This is a genomic window from Armatimonadota bacterium (genome assembly GCA_037138755.1).
Taxonomy (GTDB): domain Bacteria; phylum Armatimonadota; class Fimbriimonadia; order Fimbriimonadales; family Fimbriimonadaceae; genus Fimbriimonas.
This window is the reverse complement of record JBAXHT010000001.1, coordinates 1096991-1110788: the sequence shown is the minus strand read 5'-3', so window position 1 is coordinate 1110788 and position 13798 is coordinate 1096991. Positions and strand designations below refer to the sequence as shown.

Here is a 13798-nt window from a genome sequence, read left to right as displayed (position 1 = left end):
ACCGAGAGTTTATCTGAGTTGCACCCATTCCCACCCCAACACCGTACAATAGAGAGCGCACAACGATGAGCATCGCCGCCCCTAATCTTGCCTGCTGGAAGAAGCGCCCGGTGCAAAACCTGTTGCTCATCGCACTGTTCGCCGAGATTGGCTATGCGACGATGAACATCTCGACGATGCCAATCTACCTCGTTGCCGATCGCAAATTCGGGCAGAGCGTGATAGGGCTTGTGATGGTCTCGTTCCTGCTGTTTGAGGCGGTTTTCAAGTCGGTTATGGGCCACGTTGCCGATCGGTTTGGGACTCGAAAACTGCTTATTGCCGGACCTTCAATCTCCATCGTGACGTCCATCGTTTCGATTTTACTTCCCCACGGAAACGGCTCGGCGATCGAGGTATTTGCCTTCGTTGTCCTTCGAGCCTTTGACGGGCTCGCCGTTGCGATGCTGTGGCCAGCGGCTTTTTCGCAGATGAACTCCGTGGTGAAGGATGAAGAACGCCAACAGGCGATGAGCTATCTCAACGCTTGCTACATGGTCGGAATAGCTCTCGCTTTCCCATTGGGTGGAATTGCGAATGACGTGTTTAATGTCAAGTCAGCGGGGCTGGTGTTGGCGATGATCCTGTTTATCGGCGCGGCTCTAGGTGCCTACTTGACTGGCCGGAATGACGTGCCGGTCATCGCAGATGCCGAGCATTCGGGTGGAGGAATCAAGGAGTTCTTGGATTCAATCAAACAGATTCCTGAGTACCTTTTGCTCGCTGTCGTCGCGTTCATGGGAATCGGTTTTCCGCTTGCCATCTTTAAGCTCTTTACTCTTGAGGAGTTTGGAATGTCGGAGTCGGCGGTTGGGGGAATGATCTTTCCCGGTGCGATTGCAATGGCCGTTTTGAGCGGCCCCCTCGCGAAATTTGGTGACCGGATTGGGCGTGCAAGGGCGGTGCACTATGGGCTCATGCTCTGCACGATTGGCCTGTCGCTCATCGCGATCGGCGGCTTTCTTCCCTTCCTGCGATCGCCCTATCTATTCGGCCTCGCCGGTCTTCCGGCTGGTCTCGGCTTCCTCCTGACGATTCCCGCATGGATGGCGAGCGTCAGCGACCTCAACCCGGAGCGGCGCGCCACCAACATTGGCGCAATCATGACCGCCCAAGGCGTCGGAGCCATGATCGGCGCCCCGATCGGTTCGGCGATGTACGAGAAGTTGCAGCCATTGGGGGTTTCGTTACGACTGGGAGAGAGCTTTGGACGGTACTCGCCCTTTATGGGCTGCGCGGTGTGCGTTGGGGTGGCTTGGGCACTGAGTTTAAAGATTCTGCATCCGGTGAAGGCGGACACTCAGAAGGAGGACTCGGCAGTTGTGGAAACTCCGCCCGAGGTCAGCGATCCCCGATATGACGAAGTGTCTTCACGCTAATTCGACTTCTAGTTGAACGAGATCCAGTAGAGCTGCTCTCCAATCGCGCCGATGTGATACAAGTTGTCGCTTGAATAGAAGGATCCCTTGAATCCCCCAACCACCATCCATCCTTTACGGTCGATGTGGATGATGTTGGCGGTGGCGAACTCTTTCAGGCCAGGTACCACCGAGGAAAGTTGTTTGGCCTTTCTTCGACTGACTTGTACAACCACCTGTGAAAAGTTTTGGGCTCCGCCCTCATAGGTCAGCTGGCAAATATCAACCCCCGGTTTGAGAGAGTAGCGTCGTCCCGAAACGGCCCAGGTGCAATCGGTGGGCCCACCGGTCGGAAAGTCCTTGAACAGTTGGTCGTTTTTCGAAATGGGCTGTCCAGATGGAAGCGAACACGCCGGAATGGAGAACGCCTGTTTAACTCGCTTTCCAGATTGATACCAAACCGGCTGGGTCCACCCATCGTGGAGGCTGGAGTAGCCTTCGAGCCCGTAAAGACTTCCACTCTTTGAAACACTGGAGATGCTATAAAACGGCGACTCCGAATTCTCAATTCTCCACATCAATTTGAAAGTGACTGACGCCGTCGCAATGATCACGGGTAGCAAGGTTGAGACCAACATCTGTCCCATATTGTACGGCTCTCGTTTAAGCTTTGGACGGAATGTCAGCCTCTAAAGAACGATAGTCAAGACGGCTGATAGCTAGTCTGAGTAAACTCGCTACTATGCCAGTGCGCGTCGGAATTAACGGCTTTGGACGAATCGGTCGTCTCTCTCTTCGAACCATCCTTGAGCGTCATGGAGACAACATCGAAGTTGTTGCCGTCAACGATCTGACGGATACTGCCACAAATGCCCATTTGCTGAAGTACGACAGCACCTACGGCAATTTCAACGGCACCGTATCCACCGACGAAAAGAACATCATCGTCAACGGAAAGCCGATCACGGTTTTTGCCGAAAAGGATCCGGCGAACATCCCTTGGGACTCTGCTGGCGTTGACATCGTCATCGAATCCACCGGATTCTTCACTGACGCAACCCTTGCCGTCAACCACCGTAACCACGGCGTCAAGAAGGTCATCATCTCGGCTCCGGCAAAGAACGAGGACATCACGATCGTTCTCGGCGTCAACCAGGACAAGTACGACCCAGCGAAGCACCACGTCATTTCGAACGCTTCCTGCACCACCAACGGCCTCGCTCCGGTCGCCAAGGTCCTTCACGAAAAGTTCGGTATCGACAAGGGATTGCTCACCACGGTTCACGCTTTTACCAACTCCCAGCGCACCCAGGACACTGCGAGCAAAGACTGGCGGGACGCCCGAGCCGCTTCGCAGAACATCGTTCCTTCGTCCACCGGAGCTGCACGAGCCGTTGGATTGGTCATCCCTGAGCTGGTAGGCAAGTTCACCGGAATGGCCTTCCGCGTCCCAACTCCGACCGTTTCAGTGGTTGACTTCACCGCTGTCTTGCTCAAAGAAGCCAGCGTTGCCGAGATCAACGCCGCAATGAAGGAGTACGCAGACGGCCCGATGAAGGGCATTCTCCGCTACTCCGATGAGCAACTCGTTTCCACCGACCTGCGTGGCGATACCCACAGCTCGATCTTCAGCGCAGTTGACACCATCACCATCGGCAATATGTGCAAGGTGGTTAGTTGGTACGACAACGAGTGGGGCTACAGCTGCCGAATCGCCGACATCGTAGATTTCGTCGCCAAAGCTGGCCTCTAAGTCCGCTCCAAACACTCCGACAACCACAATCGGCAGCTTTCGCATTCTATGTGCTGGAGCTGCCGATTTTCTTTTTGCTTGAAGCTGTTTCGCCAAACCCAGTAGCTGTGCTAGCTAGTCAATATCTCACTTCAGGAACTAACTCAACAAGGCCGACGTGGCGTTTCGTCACGGCTCGGATAAAGCATGAGGGAATTGGGGGATTCGGGTCGGAAAGGTTCATCGCTACTTGCTGTAGCGATGGCGATGGTCTTGTGCCTCGGCTCTGTAACATCCGTGAGCGCAAACAAGGGAAAGTATAAGAGCCTCGACAGGTTGAAAGCGGGGCTCCGAAGCGTCCGAGCAGCGAAAACACTTGCGACGAGCAAGTTACAGCTCCTTCAGTCCGAGCAGAAGCGTCTCAGTGAGCAAAAATCATTTGTCAAAGTCTATGCGTCGGAAGATGAAGCCATCCGCTACTCGGAGCGAGTGCGCCCGGAGGTCCAACAGCTTGCGGATAGAGTGCTCAAACCAACGCCTTCAAACATCGATTCCCTTCGTCGAAGACTTCATCAACAGCTTGTCGAAGGGGAAATCAAACTGCTGGCAGAGCTTTTGATTGGCAAAAGAGCCGTTCTCACACTCGCTGATGTGGAGGAAGCAATTGATCGGCTACCCAGCATTGACTCATTCCGCTCTATTGTAGGGGCAGCAAAGCCACTCGCTCCCAAGCGAATCGCTGATAAAGCAGCTGAACCCGAGGATGTTGATCGGGATCCAAAAGATGAAGTCAGCGAACAGATTGAATTCTTAAAAACAAAAATTGCCAAGTGCGAGCGGGACGAAAAGCATATTCAGGCCGAGATTCGTGTTGTGTCTGCCCAAGGTGAGCCAGAAGACGAGCCACCCACTCGAAGAGCACCGCTCTTGCGACCAATCGATACTCGCCAAACAAGCGCATTTGGAATGCGGATGCACCCGATTTTGCAAGAAGAACGGATGCACAAGGGAATCGACTTTGCGGGTCCTTACGGAACGCGAGTCAATGCTGCCGCCGCCGGTCGAGTGGTCTTCTCAGGTCAAGCTACCGGATTCGGAAACATCGTTGTGATCGAACACCGAGCGGGATTTGAAACCGCTTACGCTCACCTGTCTCAGCTCAATGTTGAAGTCGGAGATCGAATTGGAGCCGGATACAAAGTCGGCGAAGTCGGTTCATCAGGAATGTCCACCGGGCCCCACCTCCACTTCGAGGTGCGCGTCAACGGAAAGCAGGTCGATCCCGCCGACTACCTGTGATCCTAGTAGAATAAAGGCGTGGCAAAGACGCTTTTCGACAAGGTTTGGGATCGGCATGTGGTGGCCGATCTTCCGGGCGGGGGAACCCTGATCTACATTGACCGACACCTTGTCCACGAAGTCACCTCTCCTCAGGCTTTTGACGGCTTGCGCGAGCAAGGGCGTAAGGTTCGGCGACCCGATTTGACATTTGCTACGGTTGATCACAACGTTCCGACCGATGGACGGGCGATTGATGAGTCCTCTTTGAGCGGCAAGCAGCTCGCGGCATTGGCTCGCAACGCCGCGGAGTTTGGGGTGCCACTGTTCGGCTACGGACACGCGAAACAGGGGATTGTTCACGTCATTGGTCCGCAGCTCGGAATCACTCTTCCCGGCTTGACGATTGTTTGCGGCGATAGCCACACTTCGACGCATGGTGCCTTTGGAGCATTGGCATTCGGTATCGGGACGACGGAAGTCGAGCACGTATTGGCAACCCAGACCTTGCGGACTCCAGGGAAGGGCAAGTCGCTTGGGATCCGGATTGATGGCGAGCTTGGCTTAGGAGTAACGGCGAAGGATGTCATTCTCGCCATCATCCGCAAGCTTGGGGCGAGTGGCGGCACCGGTTATGTGGCTGAATACTATGGCTCGGCAATCTCGAAGTTGCCCATGAGCGGGCGAATGACCATCTGCAATATGTCCATCGAGATGGGTGCCCGGGCGGGGCTGATCGCTCCCGACCAAGTCACGTTCGATTACATCTCCGCCGAGAATCGCCCGTTTGCTCCTAAAGGAGCAGACTTTGACGCGATGGTGGCTTCGTGCGCTGACCTGCGCACGGATGACGAATCGGCTTTTGATCGGCACGAGGTTTTGGATGCGAGCGGCCTTAAGCCTCAAGTCACCTGGGGCACCACTCCGGCTATGACGGTGGACGTGGACGGAATGATTCCAGCGCCTCGCGATGCGGCTGAGGAACGAGCATTGAAATACATGGGATTGAAGCCAGGTGACGCCATGTCCGATCAGCGAGTGAACACGGTCTTTATTGGCTCCTGCACAAACTCGCGAATCGAAGATTTGCGCGAAGCCGCGTCGGTGGTGCGTGGTCGCCGGGTGGCACATGGAGTTCGGGCAATGGTCGTTCCGGGTAGCGAGGCAGTCAAAGAGCAGGCCGAGAAAGAAGGGCTCGGCGAGATTTTCAAGGCGGCTGGTTTTGAGTGGCACATGGCGGGCTGCTCGATGTGTCTGGGCATGAACGGCGATATTCTTCGCCCTGGAGAGCGTTCAGCCTCGACTTCTAACCGACCCTACGAAGGTCGCCAAGGTCCCGGTTCGCGAACCCACTTGGTTTCTCCAAGCACGGCAGCGGCGACCGCGATCAAGGGATCATTTGCTGATCCGAGAGAGATGATCTGATGGCAACCCGACCTGAGTTCGCCGAGGCCGTACGAGATGCCCTTTCGGGTGTGGATGGCGTTGTAGTGAAGCCAATGTTCGGCGAATACGGGATCTGGGTAACAGGCAAAATTGTCGGTCTGATCTGCGATGACCTGCTGTTCCTGAAGCCTTCAGCTGGCCTGGCTGTGCACGTCCAAGGTTTCGACGAAGCTCCGCCGTATCCTGGCGCGAAGCCGAGTTTCATTGTTCCAGAGCAGCGCTGGGCAGATCGGGCTTGGCTGACAACCGTCGTGTCGGATTCAGCTGCATCACTTCCGGCACCGAAGCCTAAGAAGTCGAAACCCTAAACGTCCGGGTCACGTCCAAGATATTGTAGCCATGCGAAAAGGAATTTGCATTCTCATATGCCTTCTCCCGATCCTTGCCTTTGCACAGAAGAAAGACGAGGGAAACATTGTCGATAAGGGGATCGATTGGGCGGTTGGGATGTGGAAGCGCGCTGAGAAGGAAGGAAGACCGTTTGCCGAAAAGACCATCAAGCAGGCTCCAAACTACTACAAGGGTGTTCAGAAATCCCTAACGGACTTTGCCAAGCGAGTTGAGAAGGGCGACATCGCCAAGACGATGGACGAAAAGAAGAAGCTCATCACCGAGCTCTGGCGGATGAGATCTGCGATCAACCTGATGTCCCTGCTCGATCCCCAGGTTCTCAAGCAGCTCACCGGAGTCGATACAAAGAAATTCACTGAGATGCAGCAGACACTTCAAAAAACGGAATCCAAGCTCGCCAAAGCTGGAGTAAAGGCAAAAGCCTGACTTCCCGACTTTCCATCAGGTACAATCCAAAGTTCATTCCGAGACGAATGAAGGCCGCAAAATGAAGCGAACTTTTCAGCCAAATAACCGCAAACGGAGCAAAACCCACGGTTTTCGCATCCGCATGAAGACCACCGATGGTCAGAACGTCCTCGCGCGACGCCGAGCTAAGGGTCGCCACAAACTCAGCGCATAAAAGGTCCAAACAAGAACCGGTTTGACAAAGTTTTTAACGAAGGTCGCCGCTACCGTGGCGACTTTTTAACGTTAATTACCCACGAAGGAACCGGACTTGTCGGGATTGCCACAAGCCGCAAACTGGGCGAGAAACCACCTCGCAACTACCAGAAACGCAGAGTCAAAGCCGCTCTTCAATCGCTAACCACCAACCCGCAACAAGACTGGGTGATTGTGATTGGAATCAAAGCAAAAGATGCCGACTTTGCAACGCTCAGTGCGGATATGGCGAATTTAGTGAAGAGAGTATGGGACGACGCTTCGGCATCTTCATGATCCGGTGCTACCAACGCGGAACCGCTTGGAAACCACCGACCTGCAGATTCACCCCCAGCTGCTCTAACTACACCCTTCAAGCAATTGAAAAATACGGGCTTCTGAAAGGAAGCTGGATGGGGGCAAAGCGGATCGCAAGGTGCGGACCCTGGACTCCCGGCGGACATGACCCCGTTCCGTAAACGGTCAAAAGAAAGTTTTTATGGCTAAAGCTCAACCAGGAAAGAAACTCCCCCCAACATTTTGGGTTCTCTGGCTCGGTTCGTTAGTTCTGCTCATCGTGATGCAGAAGAACCAACCTGTCGATAAAACGACTTTCGAGCAGGTTTACAAGGATCTTCAGAAAGCAAACATTGAGACCAAAGATGTCACAGCGGCCAGCCTGAAAGGCAAGTACGAGGGCCTGCTTGACAAAGCGGTCAACGAGAAAAAGCTGACCCAAGCCGAAGCCGATGATAAGAAGCACGAAGCAGCGATCCTAGTCGCAAATACCGAATTCCGTGCAGGTCTCATGCGGAACGAGACTCAACGACTTAGGACTGCGTTCCAGACGCTTTGGCCATTCGAAAAGAAACTTAAGGACACTCCTGAGTGGAGCGGAAAGACATTCACCTCGGCTCCTGATTCAAGATTCCCAGCCGTTCCGCAAACTGCAAGCGGCCAACAACTCTTCTTCACCCTTCGCGACACCATCAGCGAACGCAACAAGCACGAGCTCATCTGGGGATTCATCCCCTTCGGCTATCAGATGATCGACGGACTGGTGCACATGACTGGAGCAGTTCCCTCGTTCAGCTATGCGTTCGGCGCGTTCCTCCTCGCGCTCGTCGTCCGGCTCATCGTATTCCCTTTCACCCAGAAGACAATCATGCACTCGCGCATGATGAGCCAACTGGCACCGCTCACCAAGGATCTGAAGGAGAAATACGGGAACGACGCTCAGCAACTCCAGATCAAAACAATGGAGCTCTATAAGGAATATGGCCTCAACCCGATGGCCGGCTGTGTTCCCGCATTCGTCCAGATGCCTTTATTCCTTAGCGTTTATCAGTGCATGCTGCTATACCAATTCGAGTTTCAGAAGGGCAACTTCCTCTGGATCAACGAAGCGACGAGCAAAGCAACCAACGGTTTCATCGCTCCAAATCTAGGAGCGCAAGACGCCATCCTCATCATCATCTACGGAATCACGATGGTCATTTCCCAATTTCTCACCCCGGTGAGTGACCCCAGCCAAGTTAAACAGATGCGGCTGATGGGAATTGGCATCTCCGTGATGTTCACAGTCTTCATGTTCACCGGCGCATTCCCGGTGGTCAGCGGCTTCGTCCTTTACTGGACGTTTACCAACATCCTGGCGACCTTCCAGTCGCTCAGGGCCTACCGCCTGCCGCTACCTCCTTTGCAAAAGGTGAACACGATTCATGGGGGAGCAGTCCCTAACGATACGCCGTTTGGCAAGTGGCTCAAAAATATGACGCCACCTGCTCCGGGCAGCACATCGGAAGCGACCCCCAAAAACACCAAACCCGGTGGCAAAACCGACATCAAAACGTCAACGAAGACCGGTAAGCCACAACAACACAAACCAAAAAAGTAAGGATCAACAATGCCATCCATTGAACTGACCGTTAAAAACCTCGACGAAGCCGCCACTACTGCTGCCGAACAACTAGGCGTCTCCGCCGATCAAGTAAAGATCACCGTTATCGAAGAGTCCAAAAAACTCTTTGGCAAAGTCTCATACAAAGTAAAGGCTGAAGCCCCAGACGCTCCTGCCGCCGCTGCTCCAGCCGCTCCGGCAGAAGAAAAGAAGAAGGCTCCGGCCAAGGCAAAGAAAGCCGAAGCCGCTCCTGCGGAAGAAGCTCCAGCCGCCCCAGCAGCCGAAGAGAAGAAAGCCGCTGCTCCGAAGAAGCTCGGCGCAAAGAAGAAGGCCGACGAAGCTCCAGCTCCGGTTGCCGCCGAGGCTCCAGCGGCAGAAGCAGCTCCAGTCGCTGAGCAAGAAGAGGACAACGGCCCCGAAATTGCCGCTACTCCTGAAGATGCCGCCAAACTCGGCGACATCCTTGAACTGCTGGCGAAGCAATCTGGCCTGGAAGCCGAGATTGTTGTCGGCGAACTCCAGGGCAAGTACATCAACCTCTCCATCGATGGAAAGGAAGCTGGCTACCTGGTGGGCAAGAATGGCGAAGTACTGAACTCGCTTCAGTACCTTATCAACCTCATCGCCAAGCAACAGCTCGGCAACGGAGTTCGCGTTACCCTCGACGGCAACGACTACCGCAAGAAGCGCGCTGAGTCCCTCACCGCACTCGCCGAGAAAATCGCCGACAAGGTGAAAGAGCGCGGCGAAGAAGCCGTCCTGGAAGCCCTCCCCGCATTCGAGCGACGAGTGATCCACAAGGCTCTTCAAGAGATCGAAGGCGTGACTACCTACAGCGAAGGCGAAGAGCCAGATCGCCGAGTCGTCATCGCTCCGATCGACTGATCAAGCAACCGATCGAATAGGGCGAGCAATCAACTGCTCGCCCTTTTTGTTTACGCCATCTTCACTGGCAAAATCCGGACCCTTCGGTTCGGATCCTCGCCTACCGCCTCCGAAGCCAGCCGCCGCGACTCAATAATCTGGAACTGAGCCTTGCGAACCGTCGCTGATTGAGGCGTCAGCTCGAATGGCTTGTTGCTGGAAAGCACGGTATCGATCCCTGCCTGAACCTCGGCCAGAGCCTTTTCGTCCATCTTCAACTGTTGCGGCGAGCCAGCCTCACCTGGGTTCTTGATCAGCTCCTCAAGCGCGGTCGCAATGTTTGCGAAGGTGTTCGACCGAACAACGACTGTCCGAACATTCTTCCCCGCCATCTCTTTGATCTTGCGCGGCTTGTTCTGATAAGTCGAGCGGATCGCCATCACTGCGTCAGCTCCTTCGATATCCGAAGTCACGATCGCCGGGGCTCGCTTCTCTCGGATTGCCCTTTCGAGCCGAGTTCGGGCGATTCCGTAGGGAAAAATCTTGACGACAACCGTCGATTCCGGAGGACGAGCGATTTCTACGTCCTTTGGTGCAGCCGGACCGCTAGGATTGTTCTCCTTAGCTCTCGAGGCTCTCGCTAACGCCGGGAATCGCTGGTTAAATGCGGGATCAGCAATCTCGGCAGTCTGCTCCTCCTGCACAACTTCAACTTCACCTTGACTCGTCCGTACCCGAATTTCAGGGCGAGGTGGAACTCCGCGAAGAATCATGTCTACCGTCTTCTGAACGTTGTGATGCACCGCGAGCCGGTCGTAATCCAAAAGCTCGACAATCACATCAAACGTTGGCGGAGCTTTTCGCTCCAAAACCGTCTTCTGAGTTCCCCGGCGCTGGGCTTCGGCGTCTGACAAGGTGACGGCCTGAATTCCGCCGATCAAGTCGGCCAATGACGGATTGAGCATCAAATTCTCGAGCGTCTGGCCATGGGCTGTGCCAATCAACTGCACACCGCGCTCGGCAATCGTTCGAGCGGCATGAGCCTCGGCCTCATTCCCGATTTCGTCGATGATGATCACCTCCGGCATATGGTTCTCCACTGCCTCGATCATGATCTTGTACTGCTCTTCGGCGATGCGAACTTGCATCCTTCTCGCAAAGCCGATCCCAGGGTGCGGAACGTCGCCGTCGCCGGCAATCTCGTTAGATGTATCAACGATGACAACCCGCTTCATCACTTCATCAGCAAGGACTCGAGCGACCTCGCGAAGCTTTGTTGTCTTTCCTACTCCCGGCTTTCCGAGAATGAGAATTGACTGCCCTGAGCGGACGATGTCGTCAATAATGTCAATGGTCCCTTCCATCGCTCGCCCGACACGGCACGTGAGTCCCACTATCTTGTGATGGCGATTTCGAATCGCCGAAATCCGGTGAAGTGTGCGTTCGATGCCCGCTCGGTTATCGGTGCCAAACTCGCCGAGCTGTTTAGCCACGAACTCCATGTCGTGCTCGCCGACCATGATGTCCGGGAAGCGTTCAACACGGTCGATAAACCGCGCTTCTGCCGGACGCCCGTAGTCGAGCACCACTTCGATCAAACCATGAATCCCATTGTCTTCGATGCGCTGGCGCACGATGCTGGGGAGAACGTTGAGAAATTCGACAATTCCTTCCGAATGTCTAGCCATTTTAGTTCAATGTACAACGGCCCCTCAATCAAGATTGGTTGAGGAGCCGTTGGTTAATTTCGAGACGCGTATTGCGGTGTTTTTGCACCGCTCGGTTAAGAGATTTTAGATTGTAGGTTTAATTTCTGTTAAGGCAATCGTGACTTCTTTTGTTTGCCCTGCTTGCCAAAACTTGACCTTCACCTTGTCACCGATGTTCTTGGTGAGAATCACCTTGTTCAGGTCGAACGTAGTTTCGACCTTTTGTCCGTCAATCTCAAGCAAGAAGTCGTTCGCCTTGATGCCGGCCGAAGCGGCTGGACCACCGACCTGATTGAGTAAGAGGCCATGGCTCGGAAAGTCCTCGCGCTTGAGATAGTCCGCAACCTCTTGTCGTACCCAAGGATTATCCAACTGACCAGCAATGTTTCCGACGTAGCTCACTCCGAGCCCGGCGTAGCGTGGAGCACCGTACTTCACGATGTCGTTGACAATCTTCTTAGCCCGATCGATTGGGATGGCGAATCCGATTCCCACCGATTGACCCGTTCCCGAAGCAATGGCGGAGTTAATTCCGATCAGTTGCCCCTGAGCATTGCATAGCGCTCCGCCGGAGTTTCCTGGGTTGATTGCTGCGTCAGTCTGGATTCCTTCGACCAGCCCGTTCTCACCAACTGGCAAGTTTCTCTTTTTCGAGCTAACGACACCGACCGATACCGTGTTGTCAAATCCGAGCGGATTGCCGACTGCCATCACCCACTCGCCAACTTCAAGGTTCGAACTCGAGCCTAAATCAATTGGTTGAAGATTCTGCGCATCAATCTTGAGCACCGCTAGGTCACTGCGGGGATCCGTACCAAGGATCTTCGCCTCTACCTTTCGACCGTCAAACAGTCGAACTTGGACTCTTGGCGAAACTGCTTGTCCACGTCGTCCCATTGCTTGGGCTTCAACAACGTGATTATTGGTGACAATGACGCCGTCTTGGCTAACAATCACTCCACTTCCCTGACCCGTCTCACGCTCCGAAGCTTGCTGCTCAAAAAAGCCTCGAACTTTGTCGAACCGATCCACCGAAACAACGCTGGGCATCACCCGCTTCGCCGCTTCTCGGAAGTCAAATGCCGGCTGAGCTAAGGGCTCAGCCTTAACTTGGCGTAACGAGCCAAAGAACGGCTTCGACTCAGCAAAGATGTCGTCCGGCTTATTGCGAGCCGTCACCATTCGGTCAACTTGGAGTGCGCCAAGAACGCCTACAAAACAAGCCGCCAGAGTTGCGATGAACGTTGTTCGTTTCATATCAGTAATAAACGTCAGAAAATGTGCTGAGTTCCCGTGTTCCCGAAAGACCCAGGTTGAACCAAGTACACTTCTATAACTATGGAGGCGAAAAACACTTGTCTGGTTGGCAACACTTGCAGTGAAATTCAAAACCTCCTCGGGGAACGAGCGAACGCAAAACTCCGCTCAAAACAAATCGCGGGTCACCTTTACAAACGTGCAGTCGACTCGTTCGAAGCCATGCTGGACCTTCCCACCGACCTGCGCGCTGACCTCACTGAGAACTTTCAGGTTCAACCTCTCGAAGTCGCAACTCATAAAACTTCAACCGACGGCGTCGACAAACTCCTTGTTCACAACGGGGACCACCAAGTGTATGAGTGCGTTCTGCTTCCGTACGAGGGCCGTGTCTCGTGTTGCCTCAGTAGCCAGGTTGGCTGCCCAATGGGCTGCACGTTCTGTGCGACCGGCCTTGGGGGATTTGACCGGAACTTGACCGCCGGTGAGATTGTTGGGCAGTATCTGATGCTCCAGCGGCTGACTAAAGAGCGCATCTCACACGTCGTATTCATGGGCATGGGCGAACCCTTACTCAACCTCAAAAACCTCTTGAAGGCGATGCGAATCCTTCACGATGAAGTGGGTCTTAGCTACCGCCACATCACCGTGTCGACCGTCGGTCTCGTTCCCCAGATCCGTGAGCTAGCCAAAGAAAAGCTCCCAATCCACCTAGCGCTCAGTCTCCACTCACCCCTCGACGAAGTACGCGACAAGCTCATGCCTGTCAATCACAAGTGGCCAGTACGCGAAGTCGTCGGCGCAATGCGCGATTATCAAGCTGCTACCGGACGCAAGGTTACGTTTGAGTACCTGCTCATCAACGAGGTCAATGACACTCCGGAACAGGCCCGCGCACTCATCCCGCTTCTCAAGGGAATGCCAAACGTTGTCAACCTCATTCCGTTCAACTGGGTCGACACCGGTCAGGGTTTCTCACGACCTTCGAATGAGAGAATTCGCACATTTCGGGGCATCCTCCAAAATGCCGGAGTGAACGTCACGCAGCGCGTCGAGCGCGGCCACGATATCGCCGCGGCTTGCGGACAACTCGCCGGACAACACAAAGGCAAATTCGCCAACCGAGCCAAGGGGGAGCCATTAAAATCGCTGCCGCTTGCTCCTTAAGCGCGTTACTGCTCGCCTGTGGCTCACCGAAACCAGAAGCGAACAAGCCCGAGGA

General features: G+C 54.5%; 14 protein-coding genes. 11 read left to right on the top strand and 3 right to left on the bottom strand.

The genetic code is table 11. The annotated features are described in order from the left end of the window. The first annotated feature begins 65 nt into the window (after positions 1 to 65). Positions 66 to 1418 (top strand): MFS transporter, encoded by a 1353-nt coding sequence (locus WCK51_05320; GenBank protein ID MEI7576293.1) that lies wholly within the window; start codon positions 66 to 68, stop codon positions 1416 to 1418. Positions 1419 to 1426: 8 nt separating this feature from the next. Here WCK51_05320 and WCK51_05315 read toward each other — a convergent pair whose 3' ends face one another. Next, complete coding sequence (locus WCK51_05315) at positions 1427 to 2035, bottom strand: hypothetical protein (GenBank protein MEI7576292.1); 609 nt, start codon at positions 2033 to 2035, stop codon at positions 1427 to 1429. A gap of 104 nt (positions 2036 to 2139) precedes the next feature. Here WCK51_05315 and gap point away from each other — a divergent pair, with 104 nt between their 5' ends. The 9 genes from gap (at position 2140) to jag (ending at position 9631) form a co-directional block, all read left to right on the top strand. Continuing rightward, entirely contained in the window at positions 2140 to 3150 is a 1011-nt protein-coding gene (gap, locus tag WCK51_05310; GenBank protein MEI7576291.1) for a type I glyceraldehyde-3-phosphate dehydrogenase, read from the top strand. 186 nt (positions 3151 to 3336) lie between these two features. Beyond that, the gene (locus WCK51_05305; protein MEI7576290.1) at positions 3337 to 4428 is read left to right on the top strand and encodes a peptidoglycan DD-metalloendopeptidase family protein; all 1092 of its coding nucleotides are present in this window, start codon (positions 3337 to 3339) and stop codon (positions 4426 to 4428) included. An 18-nt stretch (positions 4429 to 4446) separates the two neighbouring features. Then, the gene (leuC, locus tag WCK51_05300; protein ID MEI7576289.1) at positions 4447 to 5832 is read left to right on the top strand and encodes a 3-isopropylmalate dehydratase large subunit; all 1386 of its coding nucleotides are present in this window, start codon (positions 4447 to 4449) and stop codon (positions 5830 to 5832) included. Then, entirely contained in the window at positions 5832 to 6161 is a 330-nt protein-coding gene (locus WCK51_05295; protein ID MEI7576288.1) for a TfoX/Sxy family protein, read from the top strand. The genes leuC and WCK51_05295 overlap by 1 nt, the downstream gene beginning before the upstream one ends. A gap of 31 nt (positions 6162 to 6192) precedes the next feature. Next, a complete protein-coding gene (locus tag WCK51_05290) occupies positions 6193 to 6630 on the top strand; it encodes a hypothetical protein (GenBank protein MEI7576287.1) in 438 nt (145 codons plus the stop codon). 61 nt (positions 6631 to 6691) lie between these two features. Continuing rightward, a complete protein-coding gene (gene rpmH, locus WCK51_05285) occupies positions 6692 to 6826 on the top strand; it encodes a 50S ribosomal protein L34 (protein MEI7576286.1) in 135 nt (44 codons plus the stop codon). 289 nt (positions 6827 to 7115) lie between these two features. After that, the gene (yidD, locus tag WCK51_05280; GenBank protein ID MEI7576285.1) at positions 7116 to 7325 is read left to right on the top strand and encodes a membrane protein insertion efficiency factor YidD; all 210 of its coding nucleotides are present in this window, start codon (positions 7116 to 7118) and stop codon (positions 7323 to 7325) included. Positions 7326 to 7345: 20 nt separating this feature from the next. Then, positions 7346 to 8743: a YidC/Oxa1 family membrane protein insertase gene (locus WCK51_05275; protein ID MEI7576284.1), complete on the top strand. Its 1398-nt coding sequence runs from the start codon at positions 7346 to 7348 to the stop codon at positions 8741 to 8743. A gap of 9 nt (positions 8744 to 8752) precedes the next feature. Beyond that, entirely contained in the window at positions 8753 to 9631 is an 879-nt protein-coding gene (gene jag / locus WCK51_05270; protein ID MEI7576283.1) for an RNA-binding cell elongation regulator Jag/EloR, read from the top strand. Between the two features lie 50 nt (positions 9632 to 9681). Here the strand turns inward: jag and WCK51_05265 are convergent, their stop codons facing one another. Both WCK51_05265 and WCK51_05260 read right to left on the bottom strand, forming a co-directional pair. Further along, positions 9682 to 11298, bottom strand: coding sequence for an AAA family ATPase (locus WCK51_05265; GenBank protein ID MEI7576282.1), 1617 nt, complete (start codon positions 11296 to 11298; stop codon positions 9682 to 9684). Between the two features lie 105 nt (positions 11299 to 11403). Then, on the bottom strand, positions 11404 to 12576 hold the full coding sequence (locus tag WCK51_05260) for a trypsin-like peptidase domain-containing protein (GenBank protein MEI7576281.1): 1173 nt from the start codon (positions 12574 to 12576) through the stop codon (positions 11404 to 11406). An 81-nt stretch (positions 12577 to 12657) separates the two neighbouring features. Here WCK51_05260 and rlmN point away from each other — a divergent pair, with 81 nt between their 5' ends. Continuing rightward, complete coding sequence (gene rlmN / locus WCK51_05255) at positions 12658 to 13743, top strand: 23S rRNA (adenine(2503)-C(2))-methyltransferase RlmN (GenBank protein MEI7576280.1); 1086 nt, start codon at positions 12658 to 12660, stop codon at positions 13741 to 13743. Positions 13744 to 13798: the final 55 nt, after the last annotated feature.

What these genes read in the sequence shown, in the direction of transcription:
- WCK51_05320 (MEI7576293.1), top strand. Translation starts at nt 66, where the DNA reads ATGAGCATCGCCGCCCCTAATCTTGCCTGCTGGAAGAAGCGCCCGGTG.
- WCK51_05315 (MEI7576292.1), bottom strand. Translation starts at nt 2,035, where the DNA reads ATGTTGGTCTCAACCTTGCTACCCGTGATCATTGCGACGGCGTCAGTC.
- gap (MEI7576291.1), top strand. Translation starts at nt 2,140, where the DNA reads ATGCCAGTGCGCGTCGGAATTAACGGCTTTGGACGAATCGGTCGTCTC.
- WCK51_05305 (MEI7576290.1), top strand. Translation starts at nt 3,337, where the DNA reads ATGAGGGAATTGGGGGATTCGGGTCGGAAAGGTTCATCGCTACTTGCT.
- WCK51_05295 (MEI7576288.1), top strand. Translation starts at nt 5,832, where the DNA reads ATGGCAACCCGACCTGAGTTCGCCGAGGCCGTACGAGATGCCCTTTCG.
- WCK51_05290 (MEI7576287.1), top strand. Translation starts at nt 6,193, where the DNA reads ATGCGAAAAGGAATTTGCATTCTCATATGCCTTCTCCCGATCCTTGCC.
- rpmH (MEI7576286.1), top strand. Translation starts at nt 6,692, where the DNA reads ATGAAGCGAACTTTTCAGCCAAATAACCGCAAACGGAGCAAAACCCAC.
- yidD (MEI7576285.1), top strand. Translation starts at nt 7,116, where the DNA reads ATGGGACGACGCTTCGGCATCTTCATGATCCGGTGCTACCAACGCGGA.
- WCK51_05275 (MEI7576284.1), top strand. Translation starts at nt 7,346, where the DNA reads ATGGCTAAAGCTCAACCAGGAAAGAAACTCCCCCCAACATTTTGGGTT.
- jag (MEI7576283.1), top strand. Translation starts at nt 8,753, where the DNA reads ATGCCATCCATTGAACTGACCGTTAAAAACCTCGACGAAGCCGCCACT.
- WCK51_05265 (MEI7576282.1), bottom strand. Translation starts at nt 11,298, where the DNA reads ATGGCTAGACATTCGGAAGGAATTGTCGAATTTCTCAACGTTCTCCCC.
- WCK51_05260 (MEI7576281.1), bottom strand. Translation starts at nt 12,576, where the DNA reads ATGAAACGAACAACGTTCATCGCAACTCTGGCGGCTTGTTTTGTAGGC.
- rlmN (MEI7576280.1), top strand. Translation starts at nt 12,658, where the DNA reads ATGGAGGCGAAAAACACTTGTCTGGTTGGCAACACTTGCAGTGAAATT.